14 protein-coding genes are annotated in these 16301 nt (G+C 72.0%); 9 read left to right on the top strand and 5 right to left on the bottom strand.

Going from position 1 to position 16301, the window contains the following annotated elements; genetic code table 11:
• Positions 1–9: 9 nt before the first annotated feature.
• The gene (locus IH44_RS0117755; RefSeq protein WP_369794967.1) at positions 10–678 is read right to left on the bottom strand and encodes a hemolysin III family protein; all 669 of its coding nucleotides are present in this window, start codon (positions 676–678) and stop codon (positions 10–12) included.
• A 264-nt stretch (positions 679–942) separates the two neighbouring features.
• Here IH44_RS0117755 and IH44_RS0117750 point away from each other — a divergent pair, with 264 nt between their 5' ends.
• The gene (locus IH44_RS0117750) at positions 943–2772 is read left to right on the top strand and encodes a phosphoenolpyruvate carboxykinase (GTP) (RefSeq protein ID WP_198545004.1); all 1830 of its coding nucleotides are present in this window, start codon (positions 943–945) and stop codon (positions 2770–2772) included.
• Positions 2773–2832: 60 nt separating this feature from the next.
• On the opposite strand, the gene IH44_RS0117745 is transcribed toward IH44_RS0117750, so the two are convergent.
• Positions 2833–4047 carry a pyridoxal phosphate-dependent aminotransferase gene (locus tag IH44_RS0117745; RefSeq protein WP_030460567.1) on the bottom strand — a complete coding sequence of 405 codons (1215 nt, stop codon included), beginning with the start codon at positions 4045–4047 and terminating at the stop codon, positions 2833–2835.
• A 119-nt stretch (positions 4048–4166) separates the two neighbouring features.
• Between IH44_RS0117745 and IH44_RS0117740 the strand changes: the two genes are divergently transcribed.
• Complete coding sequence (locus tag IH44_RS0117740; RefSeq protein ID WP_030460566.1) at positions 4167–4838, top strand: prepilin peptidase; 672 nt, start codon at positions 4167–4169, stop codon at positions 4836–4838.
• Between the two features lie 114 nt (positions 4839–4952).
• Here the strand turns inward: IH44_RS0117740 and IH44_RS0117735 are convergent, their stop codons facing one another.
• Positions 4953–6566, bottom strand: coding sequence for a chitinase (locus IH44_RS0117735; RefSeq protein WP_030460565.1), 1614 nt, complete (start codon positions 6564–6566; stop codon positions 4953–4955).
• A gap of 337 nt (positions 6567–6903) precedes the next feature.
• Between IH44_RS0117735 and IH44_RS0117730 the strand changes: the two genes are divergently transcribed.
• The 4 genes from IH44_RS0117730 to IH44_RS0117715 all read left to right on the top strand — a co-directional run bounded on the left by IH44_RS0117730 (position 6904) and on the right by IH44_RS0117715 (position 12163).
• Positions 6904–7698: an isoprenyl transferase gene (locus IH44_RS0117730; protein WP_051817017.1), complete on the top strand. Its 795-nt coding sequence runs from the start codon at positions 6904–6906 to the stop codon at positions 7696–7698.
• 191 nt (positions 7699–7889) lie between these two features.
• Positions 7890–9221 (top strand): PhoH family protein, encoded by a 1332-nt coding sequence (locus IH44_RS0117725; RefSeq protein ID WP_030460563.1) that lies wholly within the window; start codon positions 7890–7892, stop codon positions 9219–9221.
• 407 nt (positions 9222–9628) lie between these two features.
• The gene (locus tag IH44_RS0117720) at positions 9629–10303 is read left to right on the top strand and encodes a transglycosylase SLT domain-containing protein (protein ID WP_030460562.1); all 675 of its coding nucleotides are present in this window, start codon (positions 9629–9631) and stop codon (positions 10301–10303) included.
• Positions 10304–10726: 423 nt separating this feature from the next.
• Positions 10727–12163, top strand: a complete 1437-nt coding sequence (locus IH44_RS0117715; protein ID WP_030460561.1) for an AI-2E family transporter — start codon at positions 10727–10729, stop codon at positions 12161–12163.
• 114 nt (positions 12164–12277) lie between these two features.
• On the opposite strand, the gene IH44_RS0117710 is transcribed toward IH44_RS0117715, so the two are convergent.
• Entirely contained in the window at positions 12278–12811 is a 534-nt protein-coding gene (locus IH44_RS0117710; RefSeq protein ID WP_030460560.1) for an alkyl hydroperoxide reductase, read from the bottom strand.
• 5 nt (positions 12812–12816) lie between these two features.
• The gene (locus tag IH44_RS0117705) at positions 12817–13368 is read right to left on the bottom strand and encodes a peroxiredoxin (protein WP_030460559.1); all 552 of its coding nucleotides are present in this window, start codon (positions 13366–13368) and stop codon (positions 12817–12819) included.
• Positions 13369–13540: 172 nt separating this feature from the next.
• Here IH44_RS0117705 and IH44_RS0117700 point away from each other — a divergent pair, with 172 nt between their 5' ends.
• The 3 genes from IH44_RS0117700 (at position 13541) to IH44_RS41140 (ending at position 16279) form a co-directional block, all read left to right on the top strand.
• Positions 13541–14482, top strand: coding sequence for a LysR substrate-binding domain-containing protein (locus tag IH44_RS0117700; RefSeq protein WP_035955484.1), 942 nt, complete (start codon positions 13541–13543; stop codon positions 14480–14482).
• 97 nt (positions 14483–14579) lie between these two features.
• Positions 14580–15557 (top strand): AAA family ATPase, encoded by a 978-nt coding sequence (locus IH44_RS48115; protein WP_081966943.1) that lies wholly within the window; start codon positions 14580–14582, stop codon positions 15555–15557.
• Complete coding sequence (locus tag IH44_RS41140) at positions 15554–16279, top strand: HNH endonuclease (RefSeq protein ID WP_232794985.1); 726 nt, start codon at positions 15554–15556, stop codon at positions 16277–16279. The genes IH44_RS48115 and IH44_RS41140 overlap by 4 nt, the downstream gene beginning before the upstream one ends.
• Positions 16280–16301 lie beyond the last annotated feature (22 nt).

Here is a 16301-nt window from a genome sequence, read left to right as displayed (position 1 = left end):
GCGGGGGGTTCAGGAGGTGACGGTGTACGCCACCAGCGAGACCCCCACGTACTGCACGATGAACGCGCCCAGGGTGAAGGCGTGGAACACCTCGTGGAAGCCGAACCAGCGCGGTGACGGGTTCGGCCGCTTGAGGCCGTAGACCACGCCGCCGACGGTGTAGAGCGCGCCGCCGACGATGATCAGCGTCAGCACGGCCGCGCCGCCCTTGTGCAGGAAGTCCGGCAGGAAGAACACCGCCGCCCAGCCGAGGGCCAGGTAGCACGGGGTGTACAGCCAGCGCGGCGCGCCGACCCAGAACACCCGGAACGCGATCCCGGCCAGCGCCCCGCCCCACACCAGCCACAGCAGCACCTGCTGCCGCGCGCCGTCCAGCAGCAGCATGGTGAACGGGGTGTACGTCCCGGCGATGATCAGGAAGATGTTGGCGTGGTCGAGCCGGCGCAGCACCGCCTCGCCGCGCGGCCCCCAGGTGAAGCGGTGGTAGACCGCGCTCACCCCGAACAGCATCCAGGCGCTCACCGAGTAGACGACGCAGGCGACCCGCGCCGCCGTCGAGTCGGCCAGGCAGATCAACACGATTCCGGCGGCCAGCGCGGCCGGGAACATCCCGGCATGCAGCCAGCCGCGCCACTTGGGCTTCACGAGCTCCAGTGCTTCCGCGGTCATGGGCAGCATCTTACGGAACCGTAGGTTACTGGCGCGTAGTGAAGTGGCGATCCTCACTCTTGTACGTTCTGTAGCAATAGGGGTGAGTGATCAAGGTCTCCCTCGGGCATCCGAGAGGTGGTCCCGGGCCCCCGAATCAGACACTGCGTAGTAAAAATCTCGTCAATGACGCCAATTTGACGAAGAAGGGGGCTCCTCCCGGGGCTACCGTGTAACCACCCTCAACCCCCGCGAAGCCGTCTCCTGGCCGAGATGGTGTGAAACGGAGCGATCGTGCCGCCTCAGATCTCTGCGCTCGCCGAGTCCGCGCCCACCCGCCACCAGCGCCTGGTGGACTGGGTGAACGAGATTGCCGACCTCACCCAGCCGGACCGCGTCGTGTGGTGCGACGGCTCGGAGGAGGAGTACCACCGCCTCGCCGAGCAGCTCGTCGCCCAGGGCACCTTCACCAAGCTCGACGGGACCAAGCGCCCGAACTCCTACTACGCGGCCTCCGACCCGTCCGACGTCGCCCGCGTCGAGGACCGCACCTTCATCTGCTCCGAGCAGGAGAAGGACGCCGGCCCGACCAACCACTGGAAGGCCCCCGCCGAGATGCGCGAGGTCTTCAGCGGCGAGGACGGCCTGTTCCGCGGTGCGATGCGCGGCCGGACCATGTACGTGGTGCCGTTCTCGATGGGCCCGGTCGGCTCCCCGCTGGCCGCGTACGGCGTCGAGATCACCGACTCCGCGTACGTCGCGGTCTCGATGCGCGTGATGACCCGGATGGGGCAGGCCGTGCTCGACCAGCTCGGCGAGGACGGCGAGTTCGTCAAGGCCGTGCACACGGTGGGCGCCCCGCTCGCCGAGGGCGAGGCCGACGTGCCGTGGCCGTGCAACAGCACCAAGTACATCTCGCACTTCCCGGAGACCCGGGAGATCTGGTCCTACGGCTCCGGCTACGGCGGCAACGCGCTGCTCGGCAAGAAGTGCTACGCGCTGCGGATCGCCTCCACCATGGCCCGCGACGAGGGCTGGCTGGCCGAGCACATGCTGATCCTCAAGCTCACCCCGCCGTCCGGTGAGGTGAAGTACGTCGCCGCCGCGTTCCCGTCCGCCTGCGGCAAGACCAACCTCGCCATGCTCCAGCCGACGATCCCGGGCTGGAAGGTCGAGACCATCGGCGACGACATCGCCTGGATGCGCTTCGGCGCCGACGGCCGGCTCTACGCGATCAACCCGGAGGCGGGCTTCTTCGGCGTCGCCCCCGGCACCGGCGAGGACACCAACGCCAACGCCATCAAGACCCTCTGGGGCAACACCGTCTTCACCAACGTCGCGCTCACCGACGACGGCGACGTGTGGTGGGAGGGCCTCACCGAGGAGCCGCCCGCGCACCTCACCGACTGGCGCGGCAACGACTGGACGCCCGCGTCCGGCACCCCCGCCGCCCACCCCAACGCGCGGTTCGCCGTCCCCGCCGCGCAGTGCCCGACCATCGCCCCCGAGTGGGAGGACCAGGCCGGCGTCCCGATCTCGGCCATCCTGTTCGGCGGCCGCCGGGCCACCGCCGTCCCGCTGGTCACCGAGTCCTTCGACTGGCAGCACGGCGTCTTCCTCGGCGCCAACATCGCCTCCGAGAAGACCGCCGCCGCCGAGGGCACCGTCGGCGAGCTGCGCCGCGACCCGTTCGCCATGCTGCCGTTCTGCGGCTACAACATGGGCGACTACTTCGCGCACTGGCTCAAGATCGGCGCCGAGGCGGACGCCGCCAAGCTGCCGAAGATCTACTACGTCAACTGGTTCCGGAAGAACGCCGACGGCCACTTCGTCTGGCCCGGCTACGGCGAGAACAGCCGCGTCCTGAAGTGGATCGTCGAGCGCCTGGAGGGCACCGCGGCGGGCGTCGAGACCCCGATCGGCGTGCTCCCCGAGGTCGACGGCTTCGACCTGGACGGGCTGGAGCTCGCCGACGCCGACCGCGAGCTGCTGTTCACGGTCGACAAGGAGATCTGGAAGCAGGAGGCCGCGCTCGTCCCGGCCCACCTGGAGATGTTCGGCGCGCACACGCCGAGCGAGCTGTGGGACGAGTACCGGGCGCTGGTCAAGCGCCTCGGCGACTGACCCGCGCGAGCGGCGAAACGTTCGCCCCGCGTCCCGGAAGGGGCGCGGGGCGCACCCGCGTCAGGGCTGCGCGTAGCCGGACAGGAAGTCGCCGATCCGGGTGACCGCGTCCGTGATGTCCTCCGGGCGCGGCAGGGTGACCAGCCGGAAGTGGTCCGGGTCGGGCCAGTTGAAGCCGGTGCCCTGGACGATCAGGATCCGCTGGGAGCGCAGCAGGTCCAGCACCATCTGCGCGTCGTCCTTGATCTTGTAGACCTGCGGGTCCAGCCGCGGGAAGGCGTACAGCGCGCCCTTCGGCTTCACGCAGGAGACGCCCGGGATCTCGTTCAGCAGCTTGTACGCCGCGTCCCGGGAGGCGAGCAGTCGGCCGCCGGGCAGGATCAGGTCGCGGATCGACTGCCGGCCGCCGAGCGCGGCGGCGACCGCGTGCTGGGCGGGCATGTTGGCGCACAGCCGCATCGAGGCCAGCACGTTGAGGCCCTCGATGTAGGAGCGGGCCCGGTGCCGGTCGCCGGACAGCACCATCCAGCCGGAGCGGAACCCCGCCACCCGGTAGGACTTGGACATGCCGTTGAAGGTGACGCAGAACAGGTCGGGCGCCAGGGTGGCCAGCGGGGTGTGCTCCACGCCGTCGTACAGGATCTTGTCGTAGATCTCGTCCGCGTAGACCACCAGCTTGTGCCGGCGGGCGAGTTCGGCGATCCCCTCCAGCAGCTCGCGCGGGTAGACCGCGCCGGTCGGGTTGTTCGGGTTGATCACCACGATCGCCCGGGTCCGGTCGGTGACCTTCGCCGCGATGTCGGCCAGGTCCGGGTACCACTCCGCCTGCTCGTCGCAGCGGTAGTGCACGGCGGTGCCGCCGGCCAGCGAGACCGAGGCCGTCCACAGCGGGTAGTCGGGGGCCGGGACGAGGACCTCGTCGCCGTCGTCGAGCAGCGCGGTCATGGCGAGCTGGATCAACTCGGAGACGCCGTTGCCCAGGTAGACGTCCTCGACCGACAGGCCGTGCAGCCCGCGCTCCTCGTAGTGCATCACCACGGCCCGCCGGGCCGACAGCAGGCCCTTCGAATCGCCGTACCCGTGCGCCGAGTTGAGGTTGCGGAGGATGTCCTGGAGGATCTCGGGCGGCGCCTCGAAGCCGAACGCGGCGGGGTTGCCCGTGTTGAGCTTCAGGATGCGGTGGCCCTGTTCCTCCAGCCGCATCGCCTCGTCGAGCACCGGGCCGCGGATGTCGTAGCAGACATTGGCGAGCTTGCTGGACTGGATCACCTGCATACCCGCTTACTTTACGGCCGCGTTACGCCGATCACCGAGTGCTGTTCGCCACCTGGACACGGACGGGCGAACCGCCCCGCGGCGGTAGGGTCGCGGCGGACCGTCAGGGGAGGGGCCGGATGACCGGGGCAGTGGTCGGAGCCGTACTGGGACTCTTCGCGGGCGCGCTGCTGCGCCCCGCGGTGGCGCGCTACGCGGTGCCGCCCGGCGAGCCGTGGGGCAGCTGCCTGCCCACCCCGCTCGGCCGGTGCGTCCGGCACGGCGAACGGACCGGGCCCCCGCCGCTGGCCGTCGAGGCGGTCGCCGCCGCGCTCGGCGCGGCCCTGGGCGGCTGGGCGCCGGGCCGCTGGCTGCCGCTGCTGGTGTGGCTGGCGCTGTTCGGCACCGTGCTGGGCTTCGTGGACGCCGCGGTCAAGCGGCTGCCCGACGCGCTGACCCTGCCGCTGTTCCTCGGCACCGCCGTGCTCGTCCCGCTCACCGACCACCGTCCGGCGGTCTGGCTGCGCTGCGCGCTGGCCGCGGGCGTCCTCGGACTGCTGTTCCTGCTGCTGGCGCTGCTCGCCCCGATGGGCCTGGGCGACGCCAAGCTGGCCCCGTCGCTGGGCGCCGCCCTGGCGCTCGGCGGCTGGCGCGCGGTGTACGGGGGCCTCTTCTCCATGTGGCTGGTCGCCGGACTCTGGGCGGTGGCGCTGCTGGTGCTGCGCCGCGCGGGCCGCCGCACCGAACTGGCCTTCGGCCCGGCGATGCTGCTCGGCACCCTGGCGGCGCTGCTGGCGGCCGCCCACCGCTGACCGGCGGTGCCCCGTCCGGGACACGGGCGGGGCCCGCCGTACCCCAGCGGTACGACGGGCCCCTGTGAGTGCACCTGCCCCACCCTCAAGGAGCGGCGCACTGGTCTCCGGGTGCTACTGCATGTTGTGGGCGAAGGCGCCGACGTTGTTGGAGAAGTCGTTGCCGTTGTTGGCGTCCCAGTTGGTCGACCAGGTCATCGCGCCGCGGATGGTCGGCCACTTGGCCGGCGGGACGAAGCTGCCGCAGTGGTTGCCGGTGGCCAGGCAGTCCAGCGCGTTGTTCACCACGGTGGAGTTGACGTAGCCGCCGCCCGCCGCCTTGGTGGAGGCCGGGACGCCGATGCCGACCTGGTCCGGACGCAGGCCGCCCTGGATGTGGGTGCAGACCTGCGCGGTGATGAAGTCGATGGTGCCCTGGGTGTACACCTTGCCGTCGCAGCCGTTCATGCCGCCCGAGTTGTAGAACTGGGTGTTGACGACGGTCAGGATGTCCTTGGTGTTCAGCGCGAGCTGGAAGTACGCACCGGCGGTGGAGTACATGCCGATGGTCTCGGGCGCCATGGTCAGGATGAAGTTGGGGCCGACCTTGGACTGCAGGGTGTGCAGCGCCTGCGACATGTAGGTCGGGTCGACGCCGTTCTCCAGGTCGACGTCGATGCCGTCGAAGCCGTACTGCTGGATCAGGCTGTACGCCGAGTTGGCGAAGTTGGCGGCCGCGGTGGCGTTGCCGACCGAGATGGCGCCGTTCTGGCCGCCGATGGAGAGGACGACCTTCTTGCCGGCCGCGTGCTTGGCGGCGATGTCGGCCTTGAACTGGGCGTCGGTGTAGCCGCCGAGCTTGGTGGCCAGCGCCGGGTCCAGGGTGAAGGAGATGCCGCCCTGGGTGGTGGTCGCGTCGGCGAAGGAGACCGCGATGATGTCGTACGCGGACTGCACGTCGGAGAGCTTCTGCACGGTCGAGCCGTTGTCGAAGTTCTGCCAGTAGCCGGTCAGCACGTGCTTCGGCAGGCTGCTGTTCGACGGCGGGTTGCTGGTGCTCGACGAGGCGGACGGCGACGGCGAGGAGGAGGCCGAGGCCGACGGGGAGGCGCTCTGCGACGGGGAGGCCGACGCGGACGGCGAGGCGCTCTTGGTCGGCGAGGCGGAGGCCGACGGCGAGGCCGAGGTGGCGGAGGCCGACGGGGTCGGGGAGGCGGTGCCGCCCGGGCCGATCAGCTGGACGTCGTCCGCGTAGTAGGTGGGCTGGCCGTACCAGCCGTGCAGGTAGAGCGTGACGCTGGTGGTGTTGGCGCCGGTGGTGAAGGTGGTGTTCAGCTGGTTCCAGGCGCTCTGCGCCGACCAGGTGGACGGGTCGGTGCCGCCGGTGCCGCGGGCGCCCAGGTAGACGTACTGGCCCTGGACCCAACCGTTCAGCGTGTAGGCCGTGTTGGGGAGCACCGAGACGGTCTGGGTGCACTCCGCGGTGTCGCCGGCGCCGGGGGTGGCGGCCAGCGCGCCGGTGCCCGAGTGCACCGGGGTGGAGACCGTGGTGGCGGTGCCGGCGCAGGTCCAGCCGGACAGGCCGGAGTCGAAACCGCCGTTGGTGACCAGGTTGCCGACCGCGGCGTTCGCGCCGCCGGCCGACAGGGCCAGGCCGGTGCCGGCCAGGGCCAGCGCGGTCGCGGTGGCGAGCACCGCCGGGATCTTGTTGCGGCGCCGGTGGGACGGCTGCTGCAGGGTACGGGCCATGGCAGGCTCCAGTGCAGGGGAGTGGGGGTGTGGGGTGTGGGGAGGCACGCTGGGAAGGTCGGAGGAGAGCCGCCGCGGTGGGGGTCGCGGCGGCTCCGCTGTGGGGGAGGGTCCGATGTGGTGCTGACCACACGCTGGACTAGACCAATGGCAAGCGTCAAGACCCGGAATCCGGTTTAGGGGGTGTTTAAGGATTCGGAGACCGTTCCGTAGCCGTCCCCGTGCGCGCACTGTGACAAGACCGGTACCTGCGGTTTTGCCGCGCGCAAACCCGGGCGGAGTAGGCTGCCGCAGGGATTTCGCACCCGGAGCAATCAGCACGGAGGGGCCGTTCACGATGGGTCTGCGCGATGTGGTGGAACGCACGCCGGGGCTGCGCAACCTGCTGGACCGGGCCTACCGGCTGTACGGCCGCCGGGTCGAGGTGCACCTGGCCAACACCCCGCACCACATCGGCGTGATCCTGGACGGCAACCGCCGCTGGGCCAAGGCCACCGGCGGCAGCACCGCCTACGGCCACCAGCGCGGCGCCGACAAGATCAGCGAGTTCCTGGGCTGGTGCGCGGAGACCGAGGTCCGGGTGGTCACCCTCTGGATGCTCTCCACCGACAACCTGGCCCGCCCCGCCGAGGAGCTCGTCCCGCTGCTGGGCATCATCGAGGACACCGTGCAGGGCCTGGTCGCGGCCGGCCGCTGGAAGGTCCACCCGGTGGGCGCGCTCGACCTGCTGCCCGCCCGCACCTCCGGGGTGCTCAAGCAGGCCGCCCAGGAGACCGAGCACGTCGACGGGCTGACCGTGAACGTGGCGATCGGCTACGGCGGCCGCCAGGAGATCGCCGACGCCGTCCGCTCGCTGCTGCAGGAGCACGCCGGGCGCGGCACCTCGATCGAGGAGCTCGCCGAGATCCTCGACGTCGAGCACATCGCCGAGCACCTCTACACCAAGGGCCAGCCCGACCCGGACCTGGTGATCCGCACCTCCGGCGAGCAGCGGTTGTCCGGTTTCCTGCTCTGGCAGTCCGCGCACAGCGAGTTCTACTTCTGCGAGGCGTACTGGCCGGCCTTCCGGAAGGTCGACTTCCTGCGGGCGCTGCGCGACTACCAGTTGCGCAACCGGCGGATGGGGCGCTGACCCCGGGTCAGACGCTTCTACCCGTGGGACGGGTGGGAAAACGTTCACCTGCTGTGATCCCGCCATTCGCTCCGGCGCGAATGCGGTGCCCCTCGCCTGGGAATACTCCCCTCAGACCGTCCCCCCGGCCAGCGGGGCCGCGGGGACCGGTGGGCCGCGGGTGACGTCGGGTCACCCGCTCTGGAGGGCTAGTGGTCAGTTCCAAGAGCCGCCGGACACCTGACCGGCGCACGTACGTCCTCGACACCAGCGTGCTCCTGGCCGACCCCCTCGCGATGACGCGGTTCGAGGAGCACGAGGTGGTCCTCCCGGTCGTCGTGGTGACGGAGCTGGAGGGCAAACGGCACCACCCGGAGCTGGGCTACTTCGCCCGCCAGGCGCTGCGGATGCTGGACGACTACCGGGTCCGGCACGGGCGGTTGGACGAACCGATCCCGGTCGGCGAGCTCGGCGGCACCATCCGGGTCGAACTGAACCACTCCGACACCTCGATCCTCCCGGCCGGCTACCGGGCCGGCGGCGGCGAGGCGGACACCCGGATCCTCGCGGTCGCCCGCAACCTGCAGGCCGAGGGCTACGACGTCACCGTCGTCTCCAAGGACCTGCCGCTGCGGATCAAGGCCAGCTCGGTCGGCCTGCTGGCCGAGGAGTACCGGGCCGAGCTGGCGATCACCTCCGGCTGGACGGGCATGACCGAACTGCACGTCCCCGCCGACCAGGTGGACCGGCTGTTCGCCGGGCAGGAGCACGCGCTGGAGGTCGAGGGCGCCGAGCAACTCCCGGTCCACACCGGCCTGGTGCTGCACTCCGAGCGCGGCCGGGCACTCGGCCGGGTGGCCCCCGACGGCCGGGTGCAGCTGGTGCGCGGCGACCGCGAGGCGTTCGGCCTGCGCGGCCGCAGCGCCGAGCAGCGGATCGCCCTCGACCTGCTGCTCGACCCGGAGATCGGGATCATCTCGATGGGCGGCCGGGCCGGCACCGGCAAGTCCGCGCTCGCCCTGTGCGCCGGGCTCGAAGCCGTCCTGGAGCGCCGCCAGCACCGCAAGGTGATGGTGTTCCGTCCGCTGTACGCGGTCGGCGGCCAGGAACTCGGCTACCTGCCCGGCAGCGAGGCCGAGAAGATGGGCCCCTGGGCGCAGGCGGTCTTCGACACCCTCTCCGCCGTCACCACGCCGGACGTGATCGAGGAGGTCATCTCCCGCGGGATGCTGGAGGTCCTGCCGCTCACCCACATCCGCGGCCGCTCGCTGCACGACGCCTTCGTGATCGTCGACGAGGCGCAGTCGCTGGAGCGCAACGTCCTGCTCACGGTGCTCTCCCGGATCGGCCAGAACTCCCGGGTGGTGCTCACCCACGACGTCGCCCAGCGGGACAACCTGCGGGTCGGCCGGTACGACGGGGTGGTCGCGGTGGTCGAGAAGCTGAAGGGCCACCCGCTGTTCGCCCACATCACGCTCACGCGTTCGGAGCGCTCGCCGATCGCCGCACTGGTGACCGAGATGCTGGAGGACATCCAGCCGTAGCCATAACCGGACACAACGGGGCAAAGGGGTCTGGCGCATAGCGTCAGGCCCCTTCGCTGTCAGTCGAACTGACGTCCCCTCGGCGGCCCCGCCGCCAAAGCCGCAGGTGGAAAAGTTTGTGAGATCCGCCACGGCCAAGGGAATTGCGTAGACACACTCGCGTGCGGCATGGTGTGGGTTCTGTCAGGCCCCGCGTACGGCAAAAGCACGTCCGACGACCCCGGTCGGCGGACGGACAATTGAACACCGCAAGGCCGTACGCCGCTCGATCCAACCGAACTCCCGGGCTCCGCCCGGAGGTACGGCCGAGCCCGTGCCTCCCGTGACCAGCGTTCGACGGAGGCCAGTGCCAGGGGCAGATACGCGCCCGTACGGTCACAGGACGGGCGACGCTGGAAGGAAACCATGTGACTCGGATCTCGGTCCGGGGAGTCGCTGTCGCCTCCGCCACCGCGGTGACCGCCGTCGGTGCCGTCGTGGGTGCGGCCTCTGGCAGTGAGGGCAAGACCGTCCAGACGGTCGACGTCGCGAGCGCCACCCTGCTCGCCGACGCGCCCACCGGTGCGCAGGCCCAGAACGTCAGCGACGGCATCAGCCGCCAGGCGAACGCCCAGCAGGTCTCCGCCGACACGGCCGCCAAGAAGGCCGCCGCCGAGGCCGCCCGGCAGAAGGCCGCGGTCGACGCCCAGGCCAAGGCCGACGCGGACAAGGCCGCCAAGGAGGCCGAGGCCAAGCGCGCCAAGGAGGAGGCCAACCGCGCCGCCGCCCGCAGCGTGCTCGCCACCGTCAGCCCCGGCTCGGTCCAGGACATGGCGCTGCAGATCGTCGGTGACCCCACCCAGTTCCAGTGCTTCAGCCAGATCGTGAAGCGCGAGAGCGGCTGGAACTACACCGCCACCAACGCCTCCTCCGGTGCCTACGGCCTGGTCCAGGCGCTGCCGGGCTCCAAGATGGCCTCGGCCGGCGCGGACTGGCGGACCAACCCCGAGACCCAGATCAAGTGGGGCCTCAACTACATGAACAGCCGCTACGGCAGCCCCTGCGGCGCCTGGTCGTTCTGGCAGGCCCACAGCTGGTACTAGGCCGGCCCCTGGTACTGGACCGGCCCCGCACGTGACGGAGGGCCCCGGCGCGTCCCGCGAGGGACGCGCCGGGGCCCTCCGTGCTGCTGCCGCGAGACAGCCGCCACGGCGCGGGCCGCCCCGCCCGGGCGACGCTGACCAGTGCGCCGCGGGCGGTGACGGCTCGGTGCGGACGCGGGGAAGCGGAGCGGGTCCTGGTTTCTCTCCGCTCCCGGCCGGTCCGCCGACAGAAGGTCCGTTCGGTACCTCTCCCGTTCCCCGGACCCGCCGGTCGAAACATCCGGAAAGCCGATGATTTGCCCGATTCCACCGGCAGTCGGCCGAGATACCCCCGAGACCGGGCCCCTCGACGCCGGGTAGCGTTCCTCACCGACGACCGCGCGACCCGCGGCCGAGAGGAACCGACACGGGGGAGACCGGGCAGTGACGGAAGAAGAGCCGGGCGGCGGCCGCTGGCGCGGCATCGCCAAGATCGGAGCGGTCGCCGCCGGACTGTTCGCGGCCGCCGAACGCCGCCGCCGCGCGGCCATCTCCGCCGAGGCACACGTCCTCGCCACCGAGCAGGCCGTCGAACTCGCCGCCGAACGGGCCGCCCTGCGCACCGCCGAGCAGACGGCCCGTCAACTCGCCGGCCACGGCGCACCGGCCGACCCCGAAGGAGCGGTCGTGCGCACCGACGACACCGTCCCCGCCCCGCGCACCGCGCCGCCCGCCGAAGTCCCGCCCGCCGAACACCCGCTCGGCACCGCCCCGCTCGGCCGGCCCGCCAACCCGGTGGACGCGGTGCCCTGGTCGCTGCGGGTCGCCGCCGAGTCCACCTGGCGGCTGCTGCTGCTCGGCGTCGCCCTCTACGTGGTCCTCCGGGTCGTCGACACCCTCAAGCTCGTCGCCTTCGCCGCGGTCGCCGCCCTGCTCATCTCCGCGCTGCTCGAACCCACCGTCTCCTGGCTGCGCCGGTACGGCGTCCCCCGCTCGGTGGCCGCCGCCATCACCTTCCTGGCCGGCCTGGCCAGCATCGGCCTGGTCGGCTGGTTCGTGTTCTGGCAGGTCTCCAGCAACCTCGACCCGGTCACCATCCAGGTCCAGAACGGCGTCCGGCAGCTGCGCGACTGGCTGCTCACCGGCCCGTTCCACCTCACCCCGGACCAGCTCAACAACGTCACCAACCAGATCACCACCGCCATCGGCAAGAACTCCGAGCAGCTCACCTCGGCCGGCTTCACCGGCGTCACCATCGCCGTCGAACTGCTCACCGGCGTGGTGCTCACCGCCTTCACCACCTTCTTCCTGCTCTACGACGGCGCCCGGATCTGGAGCTGGGTGCTGCGCGGACTGCCCCGGCACTCCCGCTACGCGCTGGCCGGCGCCGGCCCCAAGGCCTGGGCCACCCTCACCGCGTACGTCCGCGGCACCGTCACCGTCGCCTTCATCGACGCGCTCTGCATCGGCATCGGGCTCTTCATGCTCGGCGTGCCGATGGCCATCCCGCTCGCGGTGATCATCTTCCTGGGCGCGTTCGTCCCGCTGGTCGGCGCGCTGGTCACCGGCACCATCGCGGTGCTGATCGCGGTGGTCACGGTCGGCCCGGCGAAGGCGCTGATCGCGCTGGCCATCCTGATCGGCGTCCAGCAGCTGGAGGGCCACATCCTCCAGCCGCTCATCCTCGGCCGCGCCGTCCGGGTCCACCCGCTCGCCGTGGTCCTCGGCGTCGCCGCCGGCTCCATCCTCGGCGGCATCCCCGGCGCGATCGTCGCCGTCCCGCTGATCGCCGTCACCAACACCGTCACCGGCCACCTCCGCCAGCGCAACGCCGCGGGGCAGGAGGTCTTCCAGGCCATCGAAGCCGCCCGGAAGCAGTGAAGTCCCGCGCGCCCCGCCGGGGGTGCGGGGAACTGCGCGGGCAAGCCCGGTGACGCAGAAGGTCCGCCCGAGGAGAGAAACCCTCTCCCCGGGCGGACCTTTCGTCCAGCGGGCTCAGCGGAGCAGCTGCGCCTCCGCGTCCAGCACCGCGGCGACGGCCTGGACGGTGGCGGCGATCTTGATCGCGGCCTGGATCACCTCGCGGTCGACCCCGGCCTTGCGCAGCACGCCCTCGTGCGAGTCGAGGCACTGGCCGCAGCCGTTGATCGCCGAGACGGCGAAGGACCACAGCTCGAAGTCGACCTTGTCGACGCCCGGGTTGCCGATGATGTTCATCCGCAGGCCGGCCCGCATCGTCCCGTACTCCTTGTCGGAGAGCAGGTGCAGCGTCCGGTAGTAGACGTTGTTCATCGCCATGATCGCGGCCGCGCCCTTGGCGGCCTCGTAGGCCTCGGGCTTCAGGTTGGCCTTGGCCTCGGGCTCCAGCTCGCGCAGCACGCTCGCCGAGCCGGTGGCCATCGCGCAGGCCAGCACGGTGCCCCAGAGCTGCTGCCCGGGCAGGTCGGAGTTGCCGATCACGGAGCCGAGGTTGAGCTTGAGGTCCTTGGCGTAGTCCGGCAGGGCGGCCTTGAGTTCGTCGAGCGCCATCGGGGTCAGCCGGCCAGCAGGGACTGGGCGTCGAGGGTGTCCTCGCCCTTGTTCCAGTTGCACGGGCACAGCTCGTCGGTCTGCAGGGCGTCGAGGACCCGCAGCACCTCCTTGGGGTTACGGCCGACGGAGCCGGCGGTCACCATGACGAACTGGATCTCGTTGTTCGGGTCGACGATGAACACCGCGCGCTGGGCGGTGCCGTCCGCGCCCTCGACGCCGCAGGCGCGCATCAGGTCGTGCTTGATGTCGGCGAGCATCGGGAAGGGCAGGTCGCGCAGGTCCTTGTGGTCCTTGCGCCAGGCGTGGTGCACGTACTCGGAGTCGCCGGAGACGCCGAGGATCTGGGCGTCGCGGTCGGCGAACTCCTCGTTCAGCTTGCCGAACGCGGCGATCTCGGTCGGGCAGACGAAGGTGAAGTCCATCGGCCAGAAGAAGACGACGCGCCACTTGCCCTCGTAGGACTTGTGGTTGATCTCGGCGAAGGCGCTCGCGGCGTCGAGGTCCACGCAGGCGTTGAGTTCGTACTCGGGGAACTTGTCGCCGATCGTCAGCACGTCGCTTCTCCAGGGTTTGGGACGAGGGATGTCCGGATTGCGGACACTCCCCAGCCTTGCACAGAGCAACTGATCAGTGAAATCGGTTCTGGCGTGCGGTGCGATAGGCAAGTCCGATCAGTGCGGCAGACTGGAGGGGAGCACCCCCGTCGGCCGGCAGGAAGCACCCCCCGTGAAGCCCAGCGCCCCCCGCACCCCCACCGTCTCCCAGCTGCGGGCCTTCGCCGCGGTCGCCGAGCACCGGCACTTCCGGGAGGCCGCGTCCGCGATCGGCACCAGCCAGTCCGCGCTGTCCGGGGCGGTCGCCGCGCTGGAGGAGTCGCTCGGCGCCCAACTGGTCGAACGGACCACCCGGCGGGTCGTGATCACCCCGCTCGGGGAGCGGATCGCCGCGCACTCCCGCCGGGTGCTGGCCGCGCTGCACGCGCTCACCGAGGAGGCCGAGGCCGCCCGCCGCCCGTTCACCGGGCCGCTGCACCTCGGGGTGATCCCGACCGTCGCACCGTACCTGCTGCCCGCCGTGCTGCGCCTGGTCCGGGACGCCTACCCCGACCTCGAACTGCACGTCCACGAGGAGCGCACCCCCTCGCTGCTCGGCGGCCTGGCCGACGGGCGGCTCGACCTGCTGCTGCTCGCCCTGCCCGCCGGCGGGAGCCAGCCGGTGGCCGAGATCCCGCTGTTCGACGAGGACTTCGTGCTGGTCGTGCCGCCCGAGCACGAACTCGCCGGCCGCGCCGACGTCCCCCGGGACGCCCTGCTCGACCTCGACGTGCTGCTGCTGGAGGAGGGCCACTGCCTGCGCGACCAGGCGCTCGACATCTGCCGCGAGGTCGGCGCCGACCCGGCCGGCGGCAGCACCCGGGCCGCCGGGCTCTCCACCCTGGTCCAACTGGTCGCCGGCGGACTCGGCGTCACCCTGCTCCCCGCCACCGCGCTCGACGTCGAGACCGGACGCACCGACCGGCTTGCCGCCGTCCGCTTCGCCCAGCCCGCCCCCGGCCGCCGGATCGGCCTCGCCCACCGCCCCGGCTCCGCCCGCACCACCGAGTACGGCCGCTTCGCGGCGGCGCTCCGGGAGGCCCTGCGCGGCCTCCCGATCCGGCCCGCCTCCTGACGGCGCCCCACCCGGTTCCACCCGGACGGGCGACCCGCCTCCCGGGGCGCGGAGTTGACGACGCGTCCGTTCACCTCCCGGCCGCCCCCGCGGGGGGATGGGCGGGCCGGGGCGTGGGCATGAATCGCTCCGAGGGGGTGGTCCGGTGTACGTGTCGCGGATCAGGGTGTCCGGAGTGAAGTGCTTCACCGGCGCGCGCGAGGTCGACCTGGCGGTCCCGCCGGGCCCCGGCTGGACGGTGTTCGCCGGACCGAACGGCAGCGGCAAGACCACCCTGCTGCGGGTGCTCGCCATGGCGCTCGGCGCGCTGCCCGGCGGCCCCGCCGCCCGCTGGGGCGCCGACGGCTGGGCCCAGGCCGACCCGGCCCCGCGCTGGCGGGTCGGCGACCCGCCGGGCACCCCGCGCGCCCACTACCCGCTGCCCGCCCCGGGCCGCCGCGTCCCGCTGGACGCCGAGCTGGCGGCCGAGGTACTGCCCGCCGGCTGGCGGGTCAGCGACCCGGAACGGCAGCACGTCGCCCGCGGCGGCCTGGAACTCCCGCTGGACGAACTCGGCGACGGCACCGCACAGTTGGCCCGCCTGGTCAGCCAACTCGCCGCCGCCACCGCCACCCCCGGACCGGTCCTGCTGGACGACGTCGACCGGCACCTGCACCCGCACTGGCAGCAGCGGATCGGCCCCTGGCTCACCGAACGCTTCCCGCACACCCAGTTCCTGGTCGCCACCCACAGCCCCTACGTCTGCCAGGCCGCCGACCCCGGCGCCCTGATCCGGCTGCCCGGCCCCGACGAGGACCGCGCCCCCTACCGGCTCGACGAGGAACTGCACCAGCGGGTGCTGTACGGCAGCGGCGAGGACACCGCGCTCTCCGAACTGTTCGCCCTGCCCAGCGCCTACTCGCCCGCCGCCGAGGCCGAACGCCGGCTGCTGGTGCGCCTGGAACGCAAGATGTACGCCGGACAGGCCACCGACGCCGAACTCGCCGCGTACCGCGAACTCGGCGCCAAGCTCAACAGCTCGCTGACCGCCCGGGTCGACGAGGTCACCGCCCGGCTGCTCGGCAGGGACGGGTGATCCCGCTCCAGCGGCCGCCCCTGCAACCCCGGCTGGCCGCCGAACTCGCCCGCGCCACCGACCGGATACGCACCGAAGGCCCCACCACCGCCACCGGACGCGCCGCCTGGCGCCGCGCCGTCCGCCCCAAGGCCCAACTGCGGCTGATGCTCCGGCAGATGGCCCCCGGCCTGGAACGCTGCATGTACTGCGGCGACAACCTCGGCACCGACATCGACCACTTCGAACCGATCGCCCAGGCCCCGCTGCGCACCTTCGACTGGCAGAACCACCTGCTGGCCTGCGCGCACTGCAACAGCAACCGCAAGCGCGACCGCTTCCCGCGCGACCCCGCCACCGGCGACGGCCTGCTGATCGACCCCTGCCGCGAGGACCCCGCCGACCACCTGCGGCTCTACCTCGACTCCGGCGCGTACGACCCGCTGACCGCCCGCGGCGAGGCCACCATCGAGGTGTTCGGCCTCAACGAACGGCCCGAACTCGTCCGCGGCCGCCGGATGATGTTCGCCGTGGTCAAGGCCCTGCTGCTGGCCTGGCGGGACGCCCCGCCCGCCGAGGCCGCCGAGTACGCCGCCGCCCTGCGCGAGATCCACCACGCCGACGTGCTGCGCACCGTCCTCGCCCTGCGCCGCAGCCGCCCGCTCGCGCTCGCCGTGCTCGGCCCCGACGTGCTCGCCGCCCTCGACGGACTCACCACCGCCGAACGGGAGCCAGACGGCTGACGGGAGCCCGACGGCTGGGCCC

It is taken from the genome of Kitasatospora sp. NRRL B-11411 (assembly GCF_000721345.1).
Classification (GTDB): domain Bacteria; phylum Actinomycetota; class Actinomycetes; order Streptomycetales; family Streptomycetaceae; genus Kitasatospora; species Kitasatospora cineracea.
Note: the sequence above shows the minus strand (reverse complement) of the source record. Positions and strands in the feature narration are given on the sequence as shown.